This is a genomic window from Acinetobacter sp. 8I-beige, assembly GCF_902505955.1.
GTDB classification, from domain to species: Bacteria; Pseudomonadota; Gammaproteobacteria; order Pseudomonadales; family Moraxellaceae; genus Acinetobacter; species Acinetobacter johnsonii.
Map to the genome: position 1 here is coordinate 760,241 of NZ_LR732792.1, position 24,326 is coordinate 784,566.

Consider the following 24,326-nt stretch of genomic DNA (forward strand, 5'->3'; position numbering starts at 1 on the left):
CCTCTTTTTTTTGAGCATTGATTTCAACAAATATGGTCGGAAAAATTGCACTCTGAAAATAAAAGTTTAAAATGCTCCTCATCGCAACCAAGGTGAACATGCTATGCAACAAATGTGGACAGAGATTGATAACTATATCGATGCACATTTAATTCCTGAAGACCCAATTCTACTGCAAACTTTAGAAAATACTGAGAAGCATGGTTTTCCAGATCACTTAGCTGTTGCACCCAACCAAGGTATGCTTTTACAGATGTTGATTCAAATGAATCAGTGTAAACGTGTGCTAGAACTCGGCACTTTTGCCGCCTATAGCACCATGTGGTTAGCGCGCGCCTTACCTGAAGATGGTTATATTTTAACGATTGAAGGACGTGATACGCATGCCGCGATGGGCCAAGAAAATATCGACAAAGCTCAGCTTAAACAAACCGTTGAACTCAAATGTGGACGTGCAGCAGATATCCTTAAATCACTGCCTGCAGACATTGAACCTTTCGACTTTATTTTTATTGATGCCGATAAACAAAGCTACCCAGAGTATTTAGAATTAAGCCTGAACCTATCTCATTCAGGTACTTTGATTTTCCTCGATAACGTGATTCGTGCAGGCGATATTATCAATCCTGAAAATCATAAACCAAGTATTGAAGGAATTCGAGATATGTTCAAAGCGATGCAAAACCATCCGAAAATTTTGTCGTGCACTGCACTTCAAACTGTCGGCAGCAAAGGACATGATGGATTTGCCTTAGCCATTGTAAAATAAGCTAAAAATTAGATTAAAAAACAATCGATTAATTTAAGCTTATATAAATTATAAACTTACATTTACTGTCCATATAGTTATCCACAATTAATGCGGATAACTATGGATAAAACAGTTCCAATTTAGAGAAATCACTCTAAATTAACGGGCAACCAGTAAGGAAACTTTGGCATTTCTAAAAATGGTGGTTGCAATGCTGCCCAAGAAGAACTGATGAATCTTACTGTGGCTGAACGCACCGAGCACAATCAGTTGTATGCCATGCTCATTTTGGTATTCCAGAATATTTTCAGCCACGTCGCCATAACGATATTCTGTAATCACATCCAAATTCGCATCTTTCAGATATTGTTCAGGCTCTCTTAAAATTTCAGGATGATCACCGACATAGACCAAATGGCATTGTAAGAGGCGCAGCAGATCACTTTGGGCAATCCGCTTCATCATCTTCACACACGTCGGTGAATACTCGTAGGCAAAGATAAAGCGCGTAGGTGGCTTAAAGCTATCGCCTACCGTCATGACGGTACAATTTGCTCCGCGGATAAAGTTCTCAACATTACTGCCCAACGGTTTATTGCGTTCAGCCGATTTCTCACCCACACGGCCAATCACCACAATGTCATCTTCATGCAATAAGTTAAAACTTTGCTCTAGAAAGTCACCCTTTTCTTGAATATGCGTTGTATGTAGGCCATGCGTTTCGAGAATGAGTTTAGAAATATGATCGAGTAGATTATTGCTATAACTGAGCGCAAGTTCACTTTGTTTTTGCTCTAATTCAGCCAGCTCTTTGAGCAACATTGCATTGCTTTCAAATCCAATTACCCCGCTAATTTCACCTAAGTGATAACTTGCAGGATAATAATCCAAAACTTGTAAAAGGACCAATTCCCGCCCCGTCTGTTTTGCAATCCATGCCGCAGCTTCTGCTAGAGCATTGATACAAGGGGAAGAATCAATACATGCAATGACTCGTTTCATTATCGCCTCTCATTACACCGCATTTGGTATAAGGTCTCATTGTTGTTCTAAACTTAGCATATCTTTTTTTTTGATGGCAGGTTTTTATGTAATTAAGTATTGATAAATGTTCAATATTCTTTGATATCTTAATCACGTAAACGAATAAACTGAGCAGGATTGCCAGCAACAATCGATTGCTCGGCGATATCTTTGGTCACCATACTATTCATTCCCACCACTGCATGTGCACCAATTTTCACCCCATCTTTCACGCCCACATGTGCACCTAACCAAACATCCCGTCCAATTTCTATCCCTTGTGAACGCACGGGCTGTTGATAAATCGGATCGCTAAGTGCCATACCATGGTCAAAGGCATATAAGTGACAATAAGCCGCAATACGCACTTGATCATGTAACTTAATCCCCACACGACCACCATCTAAAATACAATGGTGGTTGATCGCGACTTCGCTGCCAATATCTAAAGGCCCATGCAAAGTACAATCGGCAGCAATAAACGTGTTGTCGCCAATGACAATTTGGCGACCAGGCTCTGCAAAAATGTGTGCCAATGGAGAAATAAAACAGTTTTGACCAATTTCAACGGTTTCCATTTCCATTAAATAAGTTTGGTATTCTTGCTGCCATACTTCCGCCCACACGCGGTTTTTAGGCTTGAGCGACCAATACAACCAGGGCATATAGTTTAAACGGTGCTTATGCTGCTCACGATATTTTAATAAGGGATCAGTCATGATGGTCATCCACAATTTTTAACACTTCACGCCCACGGGTTACGTCTTGTATTTTAAGTCTGAGCACTTCAATCTGATGCACTTGTAATAATGCTTCTACAAGCACGCCATCCGCAGTATATTGCTCATTAAACTCAATCTGCTGGCTATTCAGCTCATACTGGAAAATCGCCCATTCATTAAATTGGCAGGCAAAATGCACTTTTTTCTTCTCAATGAGCTCTATTTTTTCAGCCAACAGTAAACACTGTCCTGCTGTTCCACCATAAGCACGTACCAGCCCGCCTGTGCCTAGCTTGACACCACCATACCAACGATTGACTAAAACCAAAACATTGGTCAGTTCATTGCCTTCAATGGTCGCTAAAATAGGACGACCTGCAGTACCTGAGGGTTCACCGTCATCATTAAAACGAACATTATGGCCAATTTTCCATGCCCAGCACTGATGCGTGGTGCTGATATCTTTATATTGCTCTAGAAAATCTTTAACGGCTTGTTCATTTTCAACAGGCACAGCAAAAGCTTGAAAACGACTTTTCTTAATGTCTTCTTCATAACTCACTAAACTAGAGATGGTAAATGGCATAGCGTAATTTTAAAAATTTCACAAAAAATTATAACGTATTTTCAATCAGCTATCGTATGAAAATGACTTTTCGCTTTAAGCCCATACAAAATAAACAGATATGCATACTATGTAGCATGCTGAAAGAAGCGATTTCAAAAGGATGGTAGAGCACGTAGTTTGAATATAAAGGAATGCCCTATTCTTAATTCAATGCAAAGCGATGGATTAAAAATATGAGAGGGATATCTGCGCCAATTATTTTCTTGGCGCAGAAAAAGCTTATACAGTGAAGTCATCACCAAGGTAAACTTGACGCACGGTTTCATTGGCTAAAATTTCATCTGGAGAACCTTCAGCAATCACCGCCCCTTCACTCACGATATAAGCACGTTCACAAATCGCCAAAGTCTCACGAACGTTATGATCCGTAATAAGAACGCCAATACCACGGTCTTTTAGAGTACGAATAATATCTTTAATGTCACCCACTGAAATTGGGTCAACCCCAGCAAAAGGCTCATCGAGTAACATAAATTTTGGATCGGCTGCCAGCGCACGTGCAATTTCAGCACGACGACGTTCACCACCAGACACACTCATACCCAATGAATCTTTAATATGGCTAATTTTAAAATCGGCCAGCAACTCATGCAAACGCTGTTTACGTTGTTCTTTGTTCAGGTCTTTACGCGTTTCCAAAATCGACATAATATTTTCAGAAATGGTGAGTTTTCTAAAAATTGAGGCTTCTTGAGGTAAGTAACCAATGCCTTTACGCGCACGTTCATGCATGGCCAAATCAGACATGTCTAGGTCATCAAGATGAATTTCACCTTTGTCCATACGCACCAGTCCAACCACCATATAAAAGCTGGTGGTTTTCCCTGCACCATTAGGGCCAAGTAAACCTACGATTTGTCCGCTTTGCATGCTAAAAGATACATCTTTCACTACCCAACGCTTACTGTAGTTTTTCGCGAGATGCTTAATACATAGGGTTTGTGGCTGATTGAGAGTTTGCTCCATTAGTCACGCGCTCCTGGGAAGGATTGAGAACCTGAAGGTGGAATCACAATTTGAACACGACCACTCGACGAACCACTGTTGTTTGGTGTGCCAATCGCTTCGATATCACCTTTGTTCATACTATAGCGCAATGTATTACCGCGAATACTGGCACCATCTTGTTCTAAAAGTGCGCTGCCCGATAAGGTAATAATGCCTGTTTCTGCATTATAAATAATCTTTTGCGCCTGACCTTTGGCAATACCTTTATTGGTACTGACTTGCTGCTGGAAACGTGCAGGCTTACCATTGGCCGTAATGGTGCTAATTTGGCGAGTTTGATTTAAATTGGCAACAATCGAATCCGCTTGTAGTTTCATCGTGCCCTGTTCAATGATGACATTACCTGTGTATGTCGTAACACCCGTTTTTTCATTAAAAGTCGCACGATCTGCCACCAACGAAATCGCTTTACTACGGTCACTTGGTAGCGCCAAAGCAAAAGTTGAAACAGCCACACCTAAACTCAGTGCAAGTGTTTGCTTGAGGAAAGTTTTCGAAATAGAAAATTTTGGATTATGGTTCATACTTCCCTCGAATATGGAAAAAGTCATATTGACCCGTATTTAAATTCGCTTTTAAGCCCTGACTAACAAATTCGGCTTGTGGTGTCGTAACAACCACTTGATGCTGAGATTCAAGTTCACGCGTCTGTGGAAATGCAGTCAGCTCTGCGGTCTCAAACTGCATCTGACCTTGATCTAACATTTTCTTTGCAACCACTTGGTTTGTCAGAACGACTTTTTCGTTGTCGTTGATACCATTGGCTTGCTTGGCATAGAAAGTCGCATCCACTTTTCCATCTTTATACATCTCAGCATTTAAGTTCTCTAACTTAGAGGTCTTCTTTTGCATATCCTGCTCAAGACGGTCTACTTTTGCGCGGACGTATAAATTACCCTGCTCATCTGTTTGAGTCAGTTGGATCTGCTCAGCAGAATAGGTCATGCTTTGCGCACCATCGACCTCGAGCTTTTGCCCTTTTCCACTGTAATAGTAATAACCACTACTGATAGCCGCAATGGCTACAGCAGTGATATATAAAACTTTAGTATCCATAAATGTTAACTAAACTCTCATGCATGCATACAGATTAATGCGGGACTGCGGTGTACTTTTCAAGTAAAGTTTCGTATACACCTTTGGCTTGTAAAATCATATCGCAGATTTCACGTACCGCGCCACGTCCACCCATCGCTTGAGTCACCAAATCGGCACGACGACGTACTTCTAAATGACCATTTGGCACGGTCACTTTCATGCCTGCAATGGCAAATGCAGATAGATCTGGCCAGTCATCACCCATGTATAAACAATCTTCGGGTGAAATACCAAATTTTGCACAAGCCTCGCGCAGTGCAACACCTTTGTCTTCACGGCCTTGATAGACAAGGTCCACACCCAAATCAGACATCCGTTTTTCTACGATCTGACTTTTACGCCCTGTGATAATAATCACTTTCACACCAGCTTGCTGAACCAGTTTCATGCCTAAGCCATCACGGATATCGAAAGATTTGATTTCGTCTCCAGAATTGGTCAAAGTCACAAAACCATCACTTAAAATACCATCAACATCCAAAACTAGAGCTTCTACATAACGCGCTTGTTCTAACAAAATATAAGAAGCCATTTTTTAATTTACCCCAGCTTGAATCAGGTCATGCATACTCAAAACACCAATGACTTTATTGCTCTCATCAACAACGACAAATTGGTTAATTTTCTTTTCATTCATTCGCTCTAATGCTTCAACAGCACGTGCTTCCGGTGAAATCGTCAGCGGGCTCTTAATCATCACATCAGACACCGCCAAATTCACATCAAATCCTTGCTGTTTATCAATCAAACGGCGTAAATCACCATCAGTAAAAATTCCTAATAGACAGTCATTTTCATCCACAATTGTGGTTAAACCTAGGCGTTTGTTAGAGATTTCGTACAGAACTTTGTTCATTGCTGTATCTGGAGACACTTTCGGTAGTTCGTCTCCAGTGTGCATTAAATGCTTCACATGTAATAACAAGCGTTTACCCAAAGCACCCGCAGGATGCGAGCGTGCAAAGTCATCGGAAGTAAACCCGCGTGCATCTAATAGTGCAACAGCCAATGCATCACCCAAAGCTAAAGTCGCCGTTGTACTCGATGTTGGTGCTAGCCCCAATGGACAAGCTTCTTGAATATTGCCCAATGTCAGTGCCACATCAGCATTTTGTGGCATCGGCCCACGCTCATCACCACTGATGGTAATTAAAGGCACACCCAAATATTTGATCAAAGGCATCAGCATCATGATTTCATCACTCTTGCCCGAGTTTGAAATCGCAATCAGCACATCACCTGCAACCAACATCCCCAAATCACCATGCCCCGCTTCACCTGGGTGCATAAAGAATGATGGCGTACCTGTAGAGGCAAATGTAGCTGCCATTTTTCGGCCAATATGCCCTGATTTACCCATGCCAGTAATGACTAAGCGACCTTTGCACTTTAAGATAATTTCACAAGCACGGCTAAAACGATCATCGATTTGCTTAGCAAGTACCGAGAGTGCCTGACGCTCTATCTCTAGTGTTTCTAAAGCAACTTTTTGGAAATCAATGGGATTTGACATATTTTCAGAATTCAACGTTGTTTTACCTGAACCGTGTGACGAAATGAAACGTCAGCACATAAAAAATAATTTTCGCAATTTTATCATATCTCTGTAGACAACTAGCGTGGAAATCTTTGGATTTTCACAACATATCTACAAATGTGTTTTGCTGATGATGGAAGACCTTTGTTTCAAGTGCATATAGCTCGCTCCCTTTTTATTATTTTTTCTTTCGACCACGTATGACTGCACATCTTTCACGCTGAGAGGCTCTTATTAATTTCTTAACTTAAGTGAAATAAAAAGTAGCCACCACAAAGCTAAACAATGTCGCTAATTCAATTATTTCAATACTGGCACCAATGGTATCTCCCGTCACACCACCAATACGCTGTATAAATTTATACCGCAAATACCATAATACCAGATAAAAAGTGGCAATCACCACAACACCAATCCATGTCCAATACAAAGCCACCAAAGGTATCAGCAGTAAAAGTGCCATTGCAATTGGTCGTGCTAAATGTTGGCCCAACTGGCTGCCGAGTCCTTTAGCACGCACATAGTCTGTGCTTAAAAAGAAAAATAGCGGCACAAGACGCCCTAAGACAGGAAATAAAATGAGTGTGCTATAACACTGCTGCTGCAATAACACATACAGTGCAGACCACTTTAATATGCATACAATGACAAGGCTGAGTACACCTATCGGCCCACAACTCGGATCTTTCATGATCTCAAGTGTGCGTGCTTTATCGCCAAAACCACCGACCCAAGCATCTGCGGTATCGGCCAAACCATCCAGATGCAAACCACCCGTCAGCCAAATCCATAGCACCAGAATCACACTGCTTAACAGCACAAGTGGCAAAGCATACAATAACAGGGTTATCCCATACAGAATGGCTCCTATGAGCAAACCCACCACAGGATAAAATAACAGTGCTTGCGCATTTTGCTGAGGCGTTGGCATTGTGCTTAAACGAACTGGAAACGTCGTTAAAAACTGCAGTGCAATCCAAAAAGGTGTCATTACACATCCTCACTTTGAATAAACTGAAGTTGTCCTTGATCGAATACAAAGCGGTTCAATTGTCCCAACTCTGCTGACATTTTTAAAAGATCGTTATCATTTTGCTTCAGCGCTTGGCATTTTAATAATTTGATTACGCCGCCATGAGAAATAATCAACGCCCGTTGCCAGCCCTGCTTATGCATTTGCTGGGTCAAGGTCTCTACAGACTCGAGAACACGGCTTTTAAATGCCAATAAGCTTTCTGCCTGAGGCGGTGTAAAACTTAACGGCGTTTGCCAAAATTGAGCCAATTCATCTGGAAAGAGTTGGTAGAGTCGCTCGGTCGGCTGAGCTTCCCATTCTCCAAAATCCATTTCTTGCAAATTCGGTTCTATATACAAAGGGAGCTGTTTTTGCTCCGCCCACTCCTCTGCAAACAGACGACAGCGCTGTAATGGTGAGCTATAAATGACATCCCACGCCTGACTAACCTGCTCAGCATGAGCAATAGTAGACTGCATTTGCATCCATCCTTTCGCCGTCAAAGCATCGTCCGTTTTACCCCGTAGAGTATGACTTAAGCTGGTTTCGCCGTGGCGCAGAAAATCTAAATACAACATCTCTAAACTTTCTCACCAATCACGGCTGCTTCAGCAAATGTCGCCATTTCATTATGTAAGCGACAGGCTAGCTTGATCAACCCCAGTGCGGCCCCTGCTCCACTGCCTTCACCTAAACGCAGATTCAGCTTCAATAAAGGCATCGCTTTAAGTTCTTCTAACAAACGTACATGACCATATTCAGCCGACTGATGCCCAAAGAGCATCCAAGCACGAACCTGTAGATTTAAGCGTACTGCGAGCAATGCCGAAACAGTACTGATAAACCCATCCACCACTATCGGTAGACCCAATTGTGCACAGCGAATATACGCAGCTGTCATGGCTGCAATTTCAAGTCCACCCACGGCACATAAGGCTTTAAACGGATCGTTCCCGACATATTGTGCATGCAATGCAAGTGCTTGGTCGATCACCTGTTTTTTATGTATTAATTGTTCAGTACGGATACCCGTTCCAACACCCGTGAGCTTTTCAGCGGGTTCAGCCAATAAAAAGCAAGCGACAGCTGAGGCTGAACAGGTATTTCCAATGCCCATCTCCCCCGCGACATAGATATCTGCCCCATAAGCGATGGCATCTTCCACACTTTTTTGCCCCAAAGCAAAAGCTGCTTCACATTCAGCTTCAGTCATGGCTTGGGTTTGAGCAAAGTTAGCCGTCCCCGCGCGGATGCAGTGGCGTTCAACCCCGACATATTCATAAGCTTCACCGACTGAACCACAGTCGATGACTTGTAACTTGGCTTGATACTCTTTGGCAATCACACTAATACACGCCCCGCCAGTTGCGAAGTTCTGCAACATTTGACGTGTCACCACTTGTGGGTAGGCAGAAATATTTTCTTCCATCACCCCATGATCACCTGCAAAAATCGTAATCCATGGGCGGTCAATCTTGGGTTTTACAGTGTTTTGCAAACTGGCTAAAGTCACTGCAACCGATTCAAGCTCCGACAACGAGCCTGTCGGTTTGGTCAACTGTGACTGGCGTGCTAGGGCTTGAGCCAATACAGACTCACTCGGACTTTGACATGCTTCTAACCACCAACTCACACTTGCTCTCCTTTTAAAATCATTGGAAATCCTGCTACGCAGAACACCACTTTTGTTGCAATTTGACCTAACTGCTGATGCAATCGCCCTGCTTCATCAACAAAGCGACGGCTGATTTGTCCCATTGGAACCACACCTAGGCCTGTTTCATTACTCACTAAAATCAGCTCGGACTGTAAATTTCCGACAACATCTAACAACTTCTGGCATTCTTGAACTTGCAAATCTGGGTCATCATGCATCAGTAAATTACTCATCCATAAAGTCAGACAATCGACCAAAATGGTTTGGTTTGGGCGATCTAATTTGAGCAACTGCGCTGCAAGATAAATGGGTTCTTCACACAGCCCCCAATCTTCGGGTCGTTGTTGCTGATGGTGTTGAATGCGCACTTGCATCTCCCCATCCAAGGCTTGTGCAGTTGCCACATAAACCACAGGCTGCACCAACTGTTGTGCAATCTGCTCCGCCAAGCGGCTTTTCCCCGAACGTGCACCACCTAAAATCAGCTGCATTGCGCATTCCCCAACTCAATTTGTGCATGTGAAAACAATAGCCCTTGTAGGACATGTGCCTGATAAAAACCAAACGTGAGCTTTGAGATGTTTAAGCTAGAGTTGATATCTTCAATTTCAGCCATACGTTCCAATACATGATCACTGCACACTGCTTCACGGTATAGACCTAATGTAATATGTGGACAATAACTCAATGCCGCGACTTCCTGCGAGGTTTGCAGCAATGTTTTTCTAATTTGATCCAACACGCCTGCGGTATCATCCACTTTTAAAAATAAGGCACTTTCAAAACTATTTAATGCACCCATCTGTAACTGAAAAGATTCTAGTTTTAAATTTTTAAGGCGTTCAAGCTGCTGATTCAGTTGCACTCGACTAAAGTCATCCGACTGTGCCGCCTGTTCTACCCAAAAACCTGCAACAAATAAAGTGATATGAAACTGCCGTTGATTTGGTTGATAAAGCAAATCTGAGAACTGCTCACGAAGCTTTGTTAAATAGCTGATCAAAACGGGATCATCCACTTCAATATACCAAAGTGCATAGCGTTCTCGTCCCAAATGCCATTCAGGATAGTCTCGAGCTTCGGTCGGTACTACAGTGCTATGGGGTTGAAGAAACACAATTTTATTCACAAATGAAGATGAATAATTTAAGCATATTTTTGTCAAAATTATGGGCTGAAATGCCGAGATAATTTCACATTTAAATGAATTATTTTCAATACACTCAAATTACAGACATAAAAAAACCCCAAGTTGAACTTGAGGCTTTTTAAATTTTGGAGCGGGAAACGAGACTCGAACTCGCGACCCCAACCTTGGCAAGGTTGTGCTCTACCAACTGAGCTATTCCCGCAATATGGATGTGCATTATAGAGAGTTTCATCAAACTGTCAACACTCTATAATGCAATTGCTGAATTAATCAGCACGGCGCCAGATTGTCCCTTGGCGAGTGTCTTCCAAAACCACACCTTGATCCAACAAAGACTGACGAATTTCATCCGCTTTGGCAAATTCTTTGGCTTTTTTCGCATCTTGACGTTGTTGAATCAAATCTTCAATTTGCTCTTCAGACAAAGCCAAAGCCTCTTGCCCAATATCAGACTTCAGGAATTCTTCAACATTGTGCTGAACCAAACCTAGAGTATTGGTTAAATGACGCAAAGTTGCATAGTAAATCGCCGCTTGTTCCGCTTGTTGCTCTTTCACGGCACGGTTCAATTCTTTGTTCACTTCAAACAATACCGCAATGGCTTCAGCGGTATTGAAGTCATCACGCATGGCACTATTGAAACGTTCAAGCAATGTTTCATCTAAGGTATCGACTTGTGTATCGCCATAGGCTTGTTGATAAGCTTTGAATGAATGATAGAAACGTGACAGCGCTGTTTTTGCTTCTTTTAAAGCAACATCAGAGAAGTTCACAGGGCTACGATAGTGTGATGACACAATGAAGTAGCGAATCACTTCAGGGTGAAACTTATCCATCACATCACGAATGGTAAAGAAATTGCCCAATGACTTCGACATTTTCTCGCCATCAACGTTGATGAAACCGACATGCATCCAGTAGTTAACATACTGCTCGCCGGTTGAAGCCTCAGACTGTGCAATTTCATTTTCATGGTGCGGGAACATCAAGTCTGAACCGCCGCCATGAATGTCAAAATGGTTCCCTAGGCAGCATGTCGACATTGCAGAACATTCAATATGCCAGCCCGGACGACCTTTGCCCCACGGCGAAGCCCATGCAGGTTCATTTTCTTTGGCATGTTTCCAAAGTACAAAGTCAAAGGGATGTTTTTTCTCAACTTCGACATCGACACGTTCAGATGCACCCGCCTGCATATCTTCCAGTTTACGTCCTGAAAGACGACCATATTTAGCGAATTTTTCCACTTGGAAATACACATCACCATTGGCAGATGGATAAGCTGTGCCCTTTTCAACCAGATTACCAATCATGCTTTGCATTTGATCAATATAATCCGTTGCACGCGGTGCTTCGTCTGGATGTAGGCAGCCTAGATTTTCAGCATCTTCATTCATCGCTTGAATAAAGCGGTCTGTCAGTTGAGTAATCGACTCGCCATTTTCATTGGCACGTTTAATGATTTTGTCGTCAATGTCGGTAATGTTACGTACATATTTCACGCTCCAACCTTGGCTACGCAGGAAGCGAATAATATAGTCAAATGCAACCATCACGCGCGCATGTCCAATATGACAGTAGTCATAAACCGTCATACCGCAGACATACATATCAATATGTCCCTCAACACGAGGTACGAATTCTACTTTTTTGCGTTGCTCTGAGTTATATAGAACAAATGGTTGCATAGCGATTCAAAAGACTTCAAATATAAGAATGGATCATCTTAACCTAAGCATTATTTTTCATAAAGTTTTCAGAAGATTTTTCTTTCAATTATCTCACTACTTTTCATTCATACTCAACTATTACTAAATTTCCTTTATTCAGGTCTTAAAGGGGTTACTGGTGAATATTGGCATAGCATGATGCATTTGCTAGGGATGAACATGTGCATGCTCACAATGCTCATGGCTATGAGGTTTTGGCGCCTCATGATCTGTTCGAATACAACAGCCCTCGACATACTGACTGGTGCCATCCACATAAAATTCCTCTTTCCAGACAGGAACTTCATGTTTGACCCGTTCTACCGCTTCCTCACAGGCTTGAAAGGCTTCACGGCGATGCGCGGCGTACGCCATCGCAATAATCGCAGTATCGCCAATATCTAAAGCACCAATGCGATGCACCACCCGAACGTAGGACACGCCATATTTTAATTGGATCTCTTGTTCAATTTGACGAATCATTTTTTCAGCGACAGGTGCATAAGCGGTATATTTTAACGCTTTTACAGCTTTACCTTGATGATGATTTCGCACCGTACCAATGAATATGCCAATGCCACCACACTCAGGAAAATGTTGGATGCCATCAAAGTCATTTTGACTAAAAACTACGGTTTGAATCCGCGGAAATTGTTTTAAGTCCATATCAACCTCCTGCCACTGGGGACAACAACACCAAAGTACAATCTCGACTTAAAATAGTCTGCCTTGGAATAATGTCTTCACCCATTGCACAGGCACAGCGCTCCAATAATGTATGGACAGCTGGGTACTGAACAACGACATCCTTTAATACCGCTGCAACCGATGAATCAGGCTCACATTGCAGCATTAAATTGGGGGGTAACTGTCGTTCAATCGCACCAAAAGCTTCGATCTTCACTCTAATCACGTTATTTAATTCCTGAGTCATCCTAACCTCCAATCATATGCATACTGATTTTTCGCACGGGCTGATGCAATTGCTGTTTTTGAATAGCATAAAAGCCTTGCTCTTTATGCCAAACATAAGTTGAAAGTTTCCCCTCTAAAACAAAGGGTTCATGCTGATTGATTTGAGCAAGTTGTTGAATGTCTGATTTTAAATTTAAGCCTTGCTTAGCAAAAAGACAATTATAAAACTCACCTTGCGCATTCAACCGTAGTCGGTCACATTCCCCACAAAACGAGTTGCTAATGGTAGAGATAACCCCAACCTTCTCACCATCTACCCGATAACTACGTGCTGGATTGGCGCCTTGTCCTTCAAGCACTTGCACCGTAAATTGCGAGCTGAGTTGGGACAAAATCTCTTGTTCAGTGACGACATCGGCTTGCGACCAATTTTGATCGCCATCTAAAGGCATAAACTCAATAAAACGCAGTTCTACCTTTTGCTGCTTTGCCCACTGCACCAAAAGGACAATTTGATCCTCATTGATGCCTTTCATCAGCACGGTATTGATTTTGATGTTAAAACCAAGCTGTTGTGCGGCATGAATGCCTTCCAGCACTGTATGTAGTTGTTTTTTTGTGAGGTGTTGAAATTGCTCGGCATCTAGACTGTCTAGACTAATATTTAAATCATCCAGCCCTGCTTGCTTTAAAGCGGCGGCATATTGTTTTAAATAATGACCATTGGTGGTCATGGAAATACGCTTCAGCCCCTGTTTTTTTAGGCTTTGTAACTGTTCGATAAAATGTACCACACCTAGGCGCATCAACGGTTCACCCCCCGTGATACGAATTTGCTCAATGCCATGCTGCACCATAAATTTGCAAAAATGGTAGAGTTCTTCAAAGCTGAGCAAGTCGTGCTTTTTCATCCATTCGGGATGTTCGGGCATGCAATAGACGCATTTAAAATTACAACGATCCGTCACAGAGATTCGTAATTTGCGCTTTTCACGTCCAAACTGATCTTGGAATACTCTAACTGCGGATACATGGGTCATGCTGTTCATCTGTCTTGCCTATGCGTCCTTTGAGCGGTGTCGGTGCAGTTCATATTTCACACCCTATTTTCTGAAGTATATTTTGCAATAACTGTTCCAACTTTGTGCACTTTCTAAATTTTGAGTATTTCAGTTCACCGCCGCAATGAGTGATCACTGCTGCATACATTTATAATCTAAATAAAATAACGACTCCCTCCAAATTTATTTCAAATTATTGTTTTATAATAAATTTAACATCAAAATGAATACTTATTTGATTCTTTTATAGATTTTTATTTAAACAGTCAAATCGGTTTATAGCAACATCTTTTGCTCTCAACACAAACCTCCTCTCTTCAATATCTGAGGTATTTATAAAAAATTAAGTTGCCGATGCTGCTGTAACTCATCCAACGAGTTAATACTGTGAAAAAACAGTGCGTGATTTTTAAATCGTGCCACTTGTGGGTGCAGATCTGTAAAACACTGCCTTAAACTGCTCTGATTTTGCTCAAGGTGCTGAATCAATGTCGGTAAACTGCTCCGTTTTAACAAACAAAACGGATACAGTGCACGGTCATTGATTTCTACAATAACGACACCACAGTTCGGATCTTGTTGCATCGCCTGATGTAACCGTGAAAACACTTTTTTAGGAATAAAAGTCACATCACAGGGTACGAACAGCACATAGTCTGATTGCACATGTGTCCATGCACTTTTCATCCCCATCAAAGGCCCTTGAAAGCCTGTTGTCTCATCTTCAAAAAAACCAATCGACGGAATCAACCGCTCATAAATGGAATGATCCCTATGGCTGTTGACCCATACCTTGGTTGCACGTGACTTTAACTGCTGATGAATTTTGATAAGTTGAATTTCATCATCAAATTTTTGCAAGAGTTTATTAATGCCATTCATACGACGCGCCTGACCGCCCGCCAAAATGACAACTTCAGTTTCTGGGTAGCTCACGGGTTTGAATATTTTTCTTTTCATTCGACATCCTCCGTTTGACAAGCTTTGATCAGACCTCGAATTTCAGGTAAGCAGGAACCGCAATTGCCTCCTGCCTTTAAGCATGCAGTGACTTGTTTTTCATGGGTGATATTTTTTTCTTTAATGACATCGATAATACGATTTTTCCCAACTTTAAAACAGCTACAGACCAGTGGGCCATCGCTATTAGTCATTGACATGGCTTGCCCTGCCAATAAAGCCTTCCGATGCATCGCGCTTAAGCGTTCGCGCTTAAACAGACTTGCCACCCAGTCTCGATCTGGCAATAAGGCTTTGGGCGCAATATACAGACTCGCAATGAGGTGGCCATCTTGTAACACCAAACTATGACTAATATGAGCGGTTTGATCTTCTACATTGAGCCATTCAAAACTTTCATCATCAAAAGGCAATAAAGCTTTGAGTTGTTCGGTCGTTTCCGTAAAACGTCGACGGTCTGCCAACTCATAACGAATAGCTTTGGACGTTTTGATTTTGGTCCACCAAATGCTTTGTTCAATGCTTTGTTGCACCAAATGTTCAAAGCCCGTTCTGACATAAAACACGCCCTGCCATTGCGTATAAAACGGATGAATCATCACAGGGGTATGTTTGAACTCAGGTTCTCCCGAAATAGCATCCACTACAGGATTCACCACTTTGCCAATCCGTGCATCAGATGCGAATTGATCACTCCAGTGAATCGGTGCAAAAATCTGTCCTCGGCGGATATTGTCACTGACCGTGGCACGCAGTACGCAATTTCCCCAAGCCGATTTGATCTCTACCAGTTCCCCATCTTTCAAACCATATTTCAGGGCATCATTTGGGTGAATTTCACAATAAGGTTCTGCTTTATGTGTGCTTAAATTGGCTGATAAACCTGTACGTGTCATGGTATGCCATTGATCGCGGATACGTCCTGTATTCAGCACCAATGGATATTCACTGCTGGTTGGATTTACTGCACCAACTGCTGTTGTTGCAATAAATTTGGCTTTACCATCTGGGTGACTAAACTGACCATCTTTAAATAATTGGGCAAAAGTGTTTGGCTTGGTTTGGCCATTTTTCAAAGGTGCAAGCACAGGCCATTGCGTCGGTTCAAGTTCTTGGTAGTCATCAAATGAAAGATTCGTCAGACCTGCCAAATTGAAATAACGAAATGTTTCAGTCGATGAACGTAAATCGATTTCTGCATTTTGATGAGCTGAAAGTTGTGCATGTTCTTTGAAAATGTCATGACTACTTTCAAAGTCAAAACCCTGAAATCCTAATTTTTTCGCCACTTGTGAAACTGACCACCAATCCGCTTGTGCTTGGACTGGGCGTTCTAGAAAGGCACGCTGTCTGGAAATACGGCGTTCTGAATTGGTCACCGTGCCGTCTTTTTCACCCCAACCTAATGCTGGTAGCAACACGTCGGCATATTGCGTGGTATCGGTATCTAGACAAATGTCTGACACCACCACAAACTCACAATTCTCTAGTGCGCGTTTCACCTGATCGGCATTGGGTAAACTCACCACAGGATTAGTCGCCATAATCCAAATGGCTTTAATTTTACCGCTTTCAACTGCTTCAAAAAGGTCGACAGCTTTTAAACCCACTTGCTTTGCAATCGTTGGGCTGCGCCAAAACTGCTGTACCAATTGTTGATGCTGTGGATTATCTAAATCCATATGCGCAGCCAGCATATTGGCAAGGCCACCCACTTCACGTCCGCCCATTGCATTCGGTTGGCCCGTCATCGAAAAAGGCGCAGCGCCCAATTTCCCAATTTTGCCAGTTAACAAATGACAATTGGTAATGCTATTGGCTTTGTCTACTCCACGTGAAGACTGATTCACCCCCATTGAAAATAAGCTCATCACTTTTTCTGTTTGAGCAAATTTTTCAAAAAAGAGTGCTAATTTTTCAACAGAAATCCCCGTCCGTTCGCTCACACTCGCTATTGATGCTTCAGAAGCACTGCTTGCCAGCGCTTGTTCTAAGCCTTGAGTATGCTTTGCAATAAAATCGGTATCGGTATAATGATTGGTTGCTAAATACTGTAATAAACCATTGAACAGCGCGACATCTTGACCCGGTAAAATCGGTAAATGTAAGTCAGCCGCCTCACAAGTGGCTGTAAAACGCGGGTCAATCACGACGACAAAAATATCTCGCTCCTCTTTGGCTTTCATGATGCGTTGATACAGCACAGGATGACACCAAGCTGTATTTGAACCCACCAAAATCACCATATCAGTGTGTTCAAAATCACTATAACTGGCTGGAACTAAGTCTTCCCCGAAAGCGCGTTTATGCGCAGCAACGGCTGACGACATACACAACCGTGAATTAGTGTCGATATTGGCCGTACCCAAGTAGCCTTTAACAAATTTATTGACCACATAATAATCTTCAGTCAGCAGCTGACCTGACACATAAAAAGCAATACTTTCAGGCCCATATTGATCGATATAATGTTGAAATTTATTGGCGATTAAATTTGTTGCGGTATCCCATGAACTTACCTCACGTTGCGGTTTACGCCCTAACATGGGATGTAAGACACGTGTTTCTAAACCTACGGTATCGGCTAAATTACTGCCTTTAATGCACAACTTTCCAAAATTAGAAGGATGCTGAGCATCACCCACCACAGAGACTTTTTGCCCTAAAGCCGTTTCTTCAACAGTTGCTGTTACCCCACATCCCACCCCACAATATGGGCAGGTGGTTTGTGTAGTTGTCATCATTTTTTCTGTGGAGCTATGCAGTTCCATTACAGGGATACTATTCATTTCTGCTTCGCTCCTATTTGCCTTTCATTTATTTTGAATCACTCACAACGGCGTCTTTTCTTTTGTGTTTAGATTTATGATTAACCTTCGGTTTTGCCTACTTTTCTTTTGGGAAAAGTAGGCAAAACCATTGTCATTCACAAAACTCGTCCCATACCAGCTTCATCCCAACTTATTCGCAGAAACATTAATTTTCATAAGTAACCCTACCTCAAACAAGTTGTGAATGACGTTTCCACGTATCAAATTAACTATTAGAAAATCTATCCCCTCCTTTTAAGAGGAGATTTTACCCTGCTTTTTTTAATGCAAAATCTTTACCAAATAACAGTTTATTTCGAATTGAGGAAATTGGGGTTTGATCTGAAATAAGTTCTGCATACCAGACACCATCTTCAGTATCCCCAAACAACACCGCACCAACGACCTTATCCTTTTGAATAATAATGCGTTTATAAATCTGACGTTTTTCATCATTTAAAATAATGTCTTCAAAGTCATCCTTCGGTTCAAAATTACCCGCTGAGAACACATCACAGCCACTTACCTTTAACTGTGTTGGAACAGTTGGTGCTTTGAACGTTAAGCTGCCATGCTCCGCCAAATGTGAGGCACAAATGAACGCCTGCCCCCAAAGTGGCTCAACCAAGCCAAAAGTCTGGCTACGATGTTCAATACACTCGCCTACGGCGTAAATACTTGGGTCAAAAGTCTGCATGGTGTCATTCACCAATACACCACGGTTACAGCGCAGTCCTGCACTTTGTGCAAGTGCCATGTTCGGACGAATACCAACTGCCAAAACTACAAGATCCGCCTCTAGGACTGTACCGTCTTTCAAGCGAATTTGAGTGACATGACCATCCACACCCACCAATGCTTCAGTATTGGCCTCAGTGATAATGGATATGCCCTTTTGTTCAATACTATGGCGTAACATTTGGCTGGCTTTGCTGTCTAATTGACGCTCCATAATGCGATCCATCAGATGTAAAACGGTGACATTCATCCCGCGTTGTTTGAGGCCATATGCAGCTTCAAGTCCCAACAAACCACCACCGATTACCACGGCATTTTTCTTGGTCTTGCAGTAATCCAACATAGTGTTGATGTCGTAGATATCTCGGAAACTAATGACACCTTTCAAATCCGCTCCAGCAATTGGAGGAATGAACGGTTTCGAACCTGTCGCCAGGATCAAACGATCATAATCGACCACTTCGCCTTTTTCGGTATAGACCTGCTTACGAGGACGGTCAATACGTACCGCAGGATCACCCGCAATAAAACGAATGCCTTTGTCGCTATACCACGCATGTGGATGCAACATGATGTCGTCAATGGTTTTATCTCCTGACAACACTGGCGATAACATAATACGGTTATAGTTCCCCCAAGGCTCTTCACCAATCACCGTCACTTCATAACGGTCTGGTGCCATGTCGAGTAAATCTTCCAAACAACGCATCCCCGCTAGGCCATTGCCAACCAGCACCAACTTCATTTTTTCCTGAGATGCACCTGTGTTGGTGATATAGGTTTTTTGTGGTGTCGGACTAATCCACACTCGGCCATTTTCAATTTTGCTTGGAAAAACCAATAGTTTTTGATCTTTATCTTCCAAACAACGTCCTGTCGCCAAACTAAAATGCTGTTTATAAATGGGCGATGCCACCACCCGCTCACCTTGTAAATCACCAATAATGCCGCGCGACATGACATAAGCTTGGCTAAATGGGTCTTGGTTACTCAAAGCATACACCCGCTTTTCAGCACCGACACGAAAAATAGCAATTTGCTGATGTTCAATAAGTGCACCTACGCCAGTGTTTGGTGTTACATCATCTAGTGCACAGACATCAACCCAATTTAGCTCATTCATTTCTTTTAAAATTGTCATCATCTTGATCCTTTTTAAACTTTTTCATTCATTTATTCCCTCTATCTTTGCTTTTGAGAGAGTGCTGAAGAAAGAAGTTTGAATACCCTAATTTGTTAAGCTTCAACCACTGGAATACGGCTACGATCTCGTTCAGCCGTAGTTTTAGGACGAATCTGGCCACGAACTTCTGCAAACTGAATATGTGGATCTTGTTGTTGCTCAGCTTTGGCATTGATAAAGGTCACGAAGCGTTTACGTACTTCTGGGTCTTCAACAGCCGTACGCCATTCATCTTGATAAGTCCCCACCACATGGCTCATACGGCGTTCTAGTTCAGCAGCTAGACCTAAAGAATCATGCACAACCACATCTTTGAGATAATCTAAACCACCTTCCATGTTGTCGCGCCATACCGAAGTTCGTTGTAAACGGTCTGCGGTTTGCACATAGAACATAAAGAATCGGTCGATGTATTTAATTAAAGTTTGGGTATCGAGGTCTGAAGCCAATAATTCTGCATGACGTGGTTTCATCCCACCATTACCGCAGACATATAAATTCCAACCCTTTTCAGTGGCAATCACACCGACATCTTTACTTTGCGCTTCGGCACATTCACGGGTACAACCCGAAACCGCCATTTTTAATTTATGTGGTGAGCGTAAGCCTTTGTAGCGGTTCTCTAGAAAAATGGCTAAACCAACCGAGTCATCCACACCGTAGCGACACCATGTACTGCCGACACAAGACTTCACTGTACGCAACGATTTCCCATACGCATGGCCTGACTCAAAGCCCGCAGCGATGAGCTTTTCCCAAATTTCAGGAAGTTGGTGAATTTGCGCGCCAAACATATCGACACGTTGCCCACCAGTGAGTTTGGTATATAAGCCATATTCTTTAGCAATTTGCCCCACAGCAATTAAACCGTCAGGCGTCACTTCACCGCCTGCCATCCGCGGGACTACAGAATAAGAACCATCTTTTTGAATATTTCCTAGGTAGTAGTCGTTACTGTCTTGTAGACCTGCATGGCTTGGTTTTAAAACAAAGTCATTCCAACACGACGCTAAAATATTGGCTACTGTTGGCTTACAAATATCGCAGCCCAAACCATGACCATGTTGTTGAATCAGATCATCAAAAGTTTTGATTTCATTGACCCGCACCAAGTGATACAGCTCTTGACGTGAGTAAGCAAAGTGCTCACAAATATGGTTATTCACGGTCACGCCTTGGCGTTGTAATTCAGACTTCAGCACTTGAGTGACCAGTGGCGCACACCCCCCACAGGCTGTAGCTGCTTTGGTACATTTTTTTAGGGCACCTAGAGACGTTGAGCCCTCGGCAATTGCACTGCAAATATCGGCTTTAGAAACGTTGTTACATGAGCAAATGGTTGCACTGTCTGGCAGTAAATCGACGCCACTACCGCCAGATTTAGTGGAAGATAGTGCATAACCCGGCATGATTAAACTTTCAGGATTTTCTGGAAGCGCTAAACCATTCAGCATCATTTGTAGTAAGTCGTTGTACTCTTTTGCACAGCCCACTAAAACCGCGCCAAGTAACTTGGTTTTTTCGCCGTTCACCACGATTTTTTTATAAACTTGTGTATCTTCGTCGGCATAGAAATAACTGAGTGCATTCGGTGTCATCGCATGTGCATCACCGACGGAAGCAACATCAACGCCCATCAGTTTCAACTTGGTGCTCATGTCTGCACCCGCAAATTCAGTACAAGCTTGTTCAGTGACATGTTTTGCTGCAATACGTGCCATGTCATAGCCCGGCGCCACCAGACCATAAATTTTGTTTTGCCACAGTGCACATTCGCCAATAGCATAAATATCTGGATTTGACGTTTGGCAATAATCATTAATCATGATCCCGCCACGCTCCCCAAGCGCTAAACCACTTTGACGCGCCAACTCATCACGTGGGCGAATACCCGCTGAGAACAAAATGATGTCTGTTTCAAGCTCAGAACCATCACCAAATTTCATGACATGCTTCGTCGTAGCACCTTCCTCAATCGATGAAGTCGCTTTTTGGGTATGGACTTTTACACCTAAGTTTTCAATTTTTGCACGTAGAACCTTTCCGCCCAAGTCATCAATTTGGACTGCCATGAGACGCGGTGCAAACTCAACCACATGTGTTTCCAAGTTCAAATCCCGTAGCGCCTTAGCGGCTTCTAGGCCCAGTAAACCACCACCAATTACCACACCTGATTTCGCATTAAGACTTGCAGCACGAATCGCATCTAAGTCTTCAATGGTTCGGTAGACAAAGCAGTTTTCACGGTCATTACCCGAAATAGGCGGAACAAAAGCATATGAACCTGTTGCCAAGATTAGTTTGTCAAAACTAAGAACATCACCATGATTCGTCGTTACCGTTTTATGGCTTTGATCAATTGCAACCGCTTTGGTATTCAAACGTAAATCTATGCCATAAGCATCAGCAAAATCTGCACGACAAAGGGTTAAATCCTTTGCTGATTTACCACTGAAATATTCAGTCAAATGTACACGGTCATAAGCCAAGCGCGGTTCTTCGGCCAAGATGGTAATTTCAACATCATCACCCACATGTTCGAGTACTGATTCGATAAATTTGTGGCCAACCATGCCATGACCAATCATGATGATTTTCATATTCTTTCTCCGCAATATTTCATTTGTTCTGCCTGAGCCTTGAGGCTTGGGTTTAATCTCTTTATTTAGTTTTGCGCTTCAGCAATGCTACGATCATGTACTGCTTGTTCGAATAAGCGCTGTTCCTTTTCTTTATGCTCAACAGAGAAGCGAATCATGAGAACAAAACTTGCAGCGATGACCACCAAGCCACCTAAAATCATCAGTGTGGTTTGAATATCCAACATACCTTTGAGTAGGAAACCTGCTGCCACTGCACCCACGTTCCCCCCTGCGCCAATAATGCCTGCCACACCACCCAAGGCATCACGATCAATGAAAGGCACCAAAGCGTAAGTTGCACCACATGCCATGTGCGTGAACAATGCAAAGACTGTCATTGCAAGAATCGCGAAGATAGGGGTATTCATTTGAGAGAATAGGACGAGGAAAAGACCTTCTAGCAGAATCATGCCAAACAGCACTTTGGTACGACCATCAAGCCCTTTTTTGGTTGCGACTTTGTCTGACACAATGCCACCCAGAGCACGAGCAAACAGTGCCAGTAGACCGAAAATACCTGCCGCCATTCCTGCTTCTTTTAAACCAAAGCTAAAATGGTCGACGTAGTACATCGCGACAATGTTATGAATAAAGATTTCAATCCCGAAACACGCGGCATAGGCACCAAATAGAATCCAAACACGGTAGTTTTTCGCAGCATGCATCAGAATCGCTACACCACCTTTTTTATCAGAACCAACACTGACACCCTCTGCACGAAGTTCTTTGAAGTTGCCTTGTGGACAATCTTGAGTAAAATTCCAATACATCAAACCCACGATCAACATCAAGACACCCGGAACAATCAGTGCAATTCTCCAGCCCATCGCTTGCTCTACACCAAACATCACTAAGGCACCAAGCATCAATGGCATGAGTACTTGTGTTGCACCACCGCCTGCATTACCCCAACCTGCTGTCGCTGCGTTTGCAGTCCCGACTACGTTTGGCGCAAACATAATGCTGGTGTGATACTGAGTGATGACAAAGCTTGCCCCAATCGCACCAATCAATAGACGGAAGAACAAGAAGGATTCATAGCTATTTGCAGACGCTACTCCAAAGACTGGAATGCTGCCGAGTACAAGAAGTGCGGTATAGGTTTTACGCGGGCCGTATTTATCACACAATGGCCCCACAATAAGACGAACCAGAATGGTGATGGCTACGGCCGCAATATTAATATTGGCAATTTGATCTTTGGTTAAATGAAATTCACCTGCAATCACTGGCATCAACGGTGCACAAGCGAACCAAGCAAAGAAGCAGACAAAAAAGGCGAGCCAACTCATGTGGAAGGCTCTCATTGCTGCGCCGTTAAAACTGAAAAGACTTATTTTTGTTGCTTTTTTAGCATGTAAATTTGAAGACATAACCTTCTCCAGACTGAACTGAGCGTATAGTTTTTCTACAGCACAAACACTTGGGATGTAGAAGCGATCAGAACGGACGTCGTTGGCCGTCTTACAAATTTGATTTAGAGTCGTCTTTGACTCATTAGGGATAATGCAACGAGTGTGCCAATATTTATAATTAAATAACAAAATATTGTTTTTTAAAGATTTATTTAAAAAACAATCTTATAATTCGATATAGTCAGCTCTTTTTATTTTTAAAGCACAACAGCTAATTTTTCCGAATTTTTAAAACCCTGCCACCTCTTGGTGCATTTTGCATTATGGATGAGCATCTGCTTTCTCTAATAAACGACATTGCTTT

Annotated in this window: 23 protein-coding genes and 1 tRNA gene; 1 reads left to right on the plus strand and 23 read right to left on the minus strand. The window is 42.6% G+C overall.

The annotated features are described in order from the left end of the window. Positions 1 to 103 precede the first annotated feature (103 nt). A complete protein-coding gene (locus GVX98_RS13960) occupies positions 104 to 769 on the plus strand; it encodes an O-methyltransferase (RefSeq protein ID WP_004982107.1) in 666 nt (221 codons plus the stop codon). 141 nt (positions 770 to 910) lie between these two features. On the opposite strand, the gene GVX98_RS13965 is transcribed toward GVX98_RS13960, so the two are convergent. The 23 genes from GVX98_RS13965 to GVX98_RS14075 form a co-directional block, all read right to left on the minus strand. Further along, positions 911 to 1,753, minus strand: coding sequence for a universal stress protein (locus GVX98_RS13965; protein ID WP_159128427.1), 843 nt, complete (start codon positions 1,751 to 1,753; stop codon positions 911 to 913). A 128-nt stretch (positions 1,754 to 1,881) separates the two neighbouring features. Further along, complete coding sequence (locus GVX98_RS13970) at positions 1,882 to 2,493, minus strand: DapH/DapD/GlmU-related protein (RefSeq protein WP_159128428.1); 612 nt, start codon at positions 2,491 to 2,493, stop codon at positions 1,882 to 1,884. Continuing rightward, a complete protein-coding gene (locus tag GVX98_RS13975) occupies positions 2,486 to 3,082 on the minus strand; it encodes a YigZ family protein (RefSeq protein ID WP_159128429.1) in 597 nt (198 codons plus the stop codon). Before GVX98_RS13975 ends, GVX98_RS13970 begins: the two co-directional genes overlap by 8 nt. Before the next feature lie 261 nt (positions 3,083 to 3,343). Beyond that, a complete protein-coding gene (gene lptB / locus GVX98_RS13980; protein ID WP_004696348.1) occupies positions 3,344 to 4,090 on the minus strand; it encodes an LPS export ABC transporter ATP-binding protein in 747 nt (248 codons plus the stop codon). Further along, entirely contained in the window at positions 4,090 to 4,656 is a 567-nt protein-coding gene (gene lptA, locus GVX98_RS13985; protein ID WP_004696346.1) for a lipopolysaccharide transport periplasmic protein LptA, read from the minus strand. The genes lptB and lptA overlap by 1 nt, the downstream gene beginning before the upstream one ends. Then, positions 4,646 to 5,188, minus strand: a complete 543-nt coding sequence (gene lptC, locus GVX98_RS13990; RefSeq protein WP_004696345.1) for an LPS export ABC transporter periplasmic protein LptC — start codon at positions 5,186 to 5,188, stop codon at positions 4,646 to 4,648. The genes lptA and lptC overlap by 11 nt, the downstream gene beginning before the upstream one ends. 34 nt (positions 5,189 to 5,222) lie before the next feature. Further along, entirely contained in the window at positions 5,223 to 5,762 is a 540-nt protein-coding gene (locus tag GVX98_RS13995) for an HAD family hydrolase (RefSeq protein WP_004982122.1), read from the minus strand. A gap of 3 nt (positions 5,763 to 5,765) precedes the next feature. Next, on the minus strand, positions 5,766 to 6,743 hold the full coding sequence (locus GVX98_RS14000; protein ID WP_004696341.1) for a KpsF/GutQ family sugar-phosphate isomerase: 978 nt from the start codon (positions 6,741 to 6,743) through the stop codon (positions 5,766 to 5,768). Between the two features lie 271 nt (positions 6,744 to 7,014). Continuing rightward, positions 7,015 to 7,758, minus strand: a complete 744-nt coding sequence (locus GVX98_RS14005; protein WP_078425898.1) for an adenosylcobinamide-GDP ribazoletransferase — start codon at positions 7,756 to 7,758, stop codon at positions 7,015 to 7,017. Next, positions 7,758 to 8,360 carry a histidine phosphatase family protein gene (locus GVX98_RS14010; protein ID WP_004982129.1) on the minus strand — a complete coding sequence of 201 codons (603 nt, stop codon included), beginning with the start codon at positions 8,358 to 8,360 and terminating at the stop codon, positions 7,758 to 7,760. Before GVX98_RS14010 ends, GVX98_RS14005 begins: the two co-directional genes overlap by 1 nt. Before the next feature lie 2 nt (positions 8,361 to 8,362). Continuing rightward, positions 8,363 to 9,415, minus strand: a complete 1,053-nt coding sequence (gene cobT / locus GVX98_RS14015) for a nicotinate-nucleotide--dimethylbenzimidazole phosphoribosyltransferase (RefSeq protein WP_159128430.1) — start codon at positions 9,413 to 9,415, stop codon at positions 8,363 to 8,365. Next, positions 9,412 to 9,930, minus strand: a complete 519-nt coding sequence (gene cobU / locus GVX98_RS14020; RefSeq protein ID WP_159128431.1) for a bifunctional adenosylcobinamide kinase/adenosylcobinamide-phosphate guanylyltransferase — start codon at positions 9,928 to 9,930, stop codon at positions 9,412 to 9,414. The genes cobT and cobU overlap by 4 nt, the downstream gene beginning before the upstream one ends. Beyond that, positions 9,921 to 10,568 carry a 2'-5' RNA ligase family protein gene (locus GVX98_RS14025; RefSeq protein WP_159128432.1) on the minus strand — a complete coding sequence of 216 codons (648 nt, stop codon included), beginning with the start codon at positions 10,566 to 10,568 and terminating at the stop codon, positions 9,921 to 9,923. The genes cobU and GVX98_RS14025 overlap by 10 nt, the downstream gene beginning before the upstream one ends. Before the next feature lie 147 nt (positions 10,569 to 10,715). After that, a tRNA-Gly gene (locus GVX98_RS14030) sits at positions 10,716 to 10,791 on the minus strand. 64 nt (positions 10,792 to 10,855) lie between these two features. Next, entirely contained in the window at positions 10,856 to 12,277 is a 1,422-nt protein-coding gene (cysS, locus tag GVX98_RS14035) for a cysteine--tRNA ligase (RefSeq protein ID WP_159128433.1), read from the minus strand. A 189-nt stretch (positions 12,278 to 12,466) separates the two neighbouring features. Then, positions 12,467 to 12,964 carry a molybdenum cofactor biosynthesis protein MoaE gene (locus GVX98_RS14040; RefSeq protein ID WP_159128434.1) on the minus strand — a complete coding sequence of 166 codons (498 nt, stop codon included), beginning with the start codon at positions 12,962 to 12,964 and terminating at the stop codon, positions 12,467 to 12,469. Between the two features lies 1 nt (position 12,965). Further along, entirely contained in the window at positions 12,966 to 13,232 is a 267-nt protein-coding gene (locus GVX98_RS14045; RefSeq protein ID WP_159128435.1) for a MoaD/ThiS family protein, read from the minus strand. A gap of 1 nt (position 13,233) precedes the next feature. Continuing rightward, positions 13,234 to 14,262: a GTP 3',8-cyclase MoaA gene (gene moaA / locus GVX98_RS14050; RefSeq protein ID WP_159128436.1), complete on the minus strand. Its 1,029-nt coding sequence runs from the start codon at positions 14,260 to 14,262 to the stop codon at positions 13,234 to 13,236. A 345-nt stretch (positions 14,263 to 14,607) separates the two neighbouring features. After that, positions 14,608 to 15,234 carry a molybdenum cofactor guanylyltransferase gene (locus GVX98_RS14055; RefSeq protein WP_159128437.1) on the minus strand — a complete coding sequence of 209 codons (627 nt, stop codon included), beginning with the start codon at positions 15,232 to 15,234 and terminating at the stop codon, positions 14,608 to 14,610. Continuing rightward, positions 15,231 to 18,023: a nitrate reductase gene (locus tag GVX98_RS14060; protein ID WP_159128438.1), complete on the minus strand. Its 2,793-nt coding sequence runs from the start codon at positions 18,021 to 18,023 to the stop codon at positions 15,231 to 15,233. The genes GVX98_RS14055 and GVX98_RS14060 overlap by 4 nt, the downstream gene beginning before the upstream one ends. Positions 18,024 to 18,312: 289 nt before the next feature. After that, positions 18,313 to 19,923, minus strand: coding sequence for a nitrite reductase small subunit NirD (nirD, locus tag GVX98_RS14065; RefSeq protein ID WP_159128726.1), 1,611 nt, complete (start codon positions 19,921 to 19,923; stop codon positions 18,313 to 18,315). Positions 19,924 to 20,018: 95 nt separating this feature from the next. Further along, positions 20,019 to 22,565, minus strand: coding sequence for a nitrite reductase large subunit NirB (nirB, locus tag GVX98_RS14070; RefSeq protein ID WP_159128439.1), 2,547 nt, complete (start codon positions 22,563 to 22,565; stop codon positions 20,019 to 20,021). 65 nt (positions 22,566 to 22,630) lie between these two features. Continuing rightward, positions 22,631 to 23,980 (minus strand): MFS transporter, encoded by a 1,350-nt coding sequence (locus GVX98_RS14075; protein ID WP_159128440.1) that lies wholly within the window; start codon positions 23,978 to 23,980, stop codon positions 22,631 to 22,633. Positions 23,981 to 24,326: the final 346 nt, after the last annotated feature.

Excerpts from the sequence above, each read along its gene's own strand:
- GVX98_RS13960 (WP_004982107.1), top strand. The coding sequence starts at position 104 with ATGCAACAAATGTGGACAGAGATTGATAACTATATCGATGCACATTTA.
- GVX98_RS13965 (WP_159128427.1), bottom strand. The coding sequence starts at position 1,753 with ATGAAACGAGTCATTGCATGTATTGATTCTTCCCCTTGTATCAATGCT.
- GVX98_RS13970 (WP_159128428.1), bottom strand. The coding sequence starts at position 2,493 with ATGACTGATCCCTTATTAAAATATCGTGAGCAGCATAAGCACCGTTTA.
- GVX98_RS13975 (WP_159128429.1), bottom strand. The coding sequence starts at position 3,082 with ATGCCATTTACCATCTCTAGTTTAGTGAGTTATGAAGAAGACATTAAG.
- lptB (WP_004696348.1), bottom strand. The coding sequence starts at position 4,090 with ATGGAGCAAACTCTCAATCAGCCACAAACCCTATGTATTAAGCATCTC.
- lptA (WP_004696346.1), bottom strand. The coding sequence starts at position 4,656 with ATGAACCATAATCCAAAATTTTCTATTTCGAAAACTTTCCTCAAGCAA.
- lptC (WP_004696345.1), bottom strand. The coding sequence starts at position 5,188 with ATGGATACTAAAGTTTTATATATCACTGCTGTAGCCATTGCGGCTATC.
- GVX98_RS13995 (WP_004982122.1), bottom strand. The coding sequence starts at position 5,762 with ATGGCTTCTTATATTTTGTTAGAACAAGCGCGTTATGTAGAAGCTCTA.
- GVX98_RS14000 (WP_004696341.1), bottom strand. The coding sequence starts at position 6,743 with ATGTCAAATCCCATTGATTTCCAAAAAGTTGCTTTAGAAACACTAGAG.
- GVX98_RS14005 (WP_078425898.1), bottom strand. The coding sequence starts at position 7,758 with ATGACACCTTTTTGGATTGCACTGCAGTTTTTAACGACGTTTCCAGTT.
- GVX98_RS14010 (WP_004982129.1), bottom strand. The coding sequence starts at position 8,360 with ATGTTGTATTTAGATTTTCTGCGCCACGGCGAAACCAGCTTAAGTCAT.
- cobU (WP_159128431.1), bottom strand. The coding sequence starts at position 9,930 with ATGCAGCTGATTTTAGGTGGTGCACGTTCGGGGAAAAGCCGCTTGGCG.
- cysS (WP_159128433.1), bottom strand. The coding sequence starts at position 12,277 with ATGCAACCATTTGTTCTATATAACTCAGAGCAACGCAAAAAAGTAGAA.
- GVX98_RS14040 (WP_159128434.1), bottom strand. The coding sequence starts at position 12,964 with ATGGACTTAAAACAATTTCCGCGGATTCAAACCGTAGTTTTTAGTCAA.
- GVX98_RS14045 (WP_159128435.1), bottom strand. The coding sequence starts at position 13,232 with ATGACTCAGGAATTAAATAACGTGATTAGAGTGAAGATCGAAGCTTTT.
- moaA (WP_159128436.1), bottom strand. The coding sequence starts at position 14,262 with ATGAACAGCATGACCCATGTATCCGCAGTTAGAGTATTCCAAGATCAG.
- GVX98_RS14055 (WP_159128437.1), bottom strand. The coding sequence starts at position 15,234 with ATGAAAAGAAAAATATTCAAACCCGTGAGCTACCCAGAAACTGAAGTT.
- GVX98_RS14060 (WP_159128438.1), bottom strand. The coding sequence starts at position 18,023 with ATGAATAGTATCCCTGTAATGGAACTGCATAGCTCCACAGAAAAAATG.
- nirD (WP_159128726.1), bottom strand. The coding sequence starts at position 19,923 with ATGACAATTTTAAAAGAAATGAATGAGCTAAATTGGGTTGATGTCTGT.
- nirB (WP_159128439.1), bottom strand. The coding sequence starts at position 22,565 with ATGAAAATCATCATGATTGGTCATGGCATGGTTGGCCACAAATTTATC.
- GVX98_RS14075 (WP_159128440.1), bottom strand. The coding sequence starts at position 23,980 with ATGTCTTCAAATTTACATGCTAAAAAAGCAACAAAAATAAGTCTTTTC.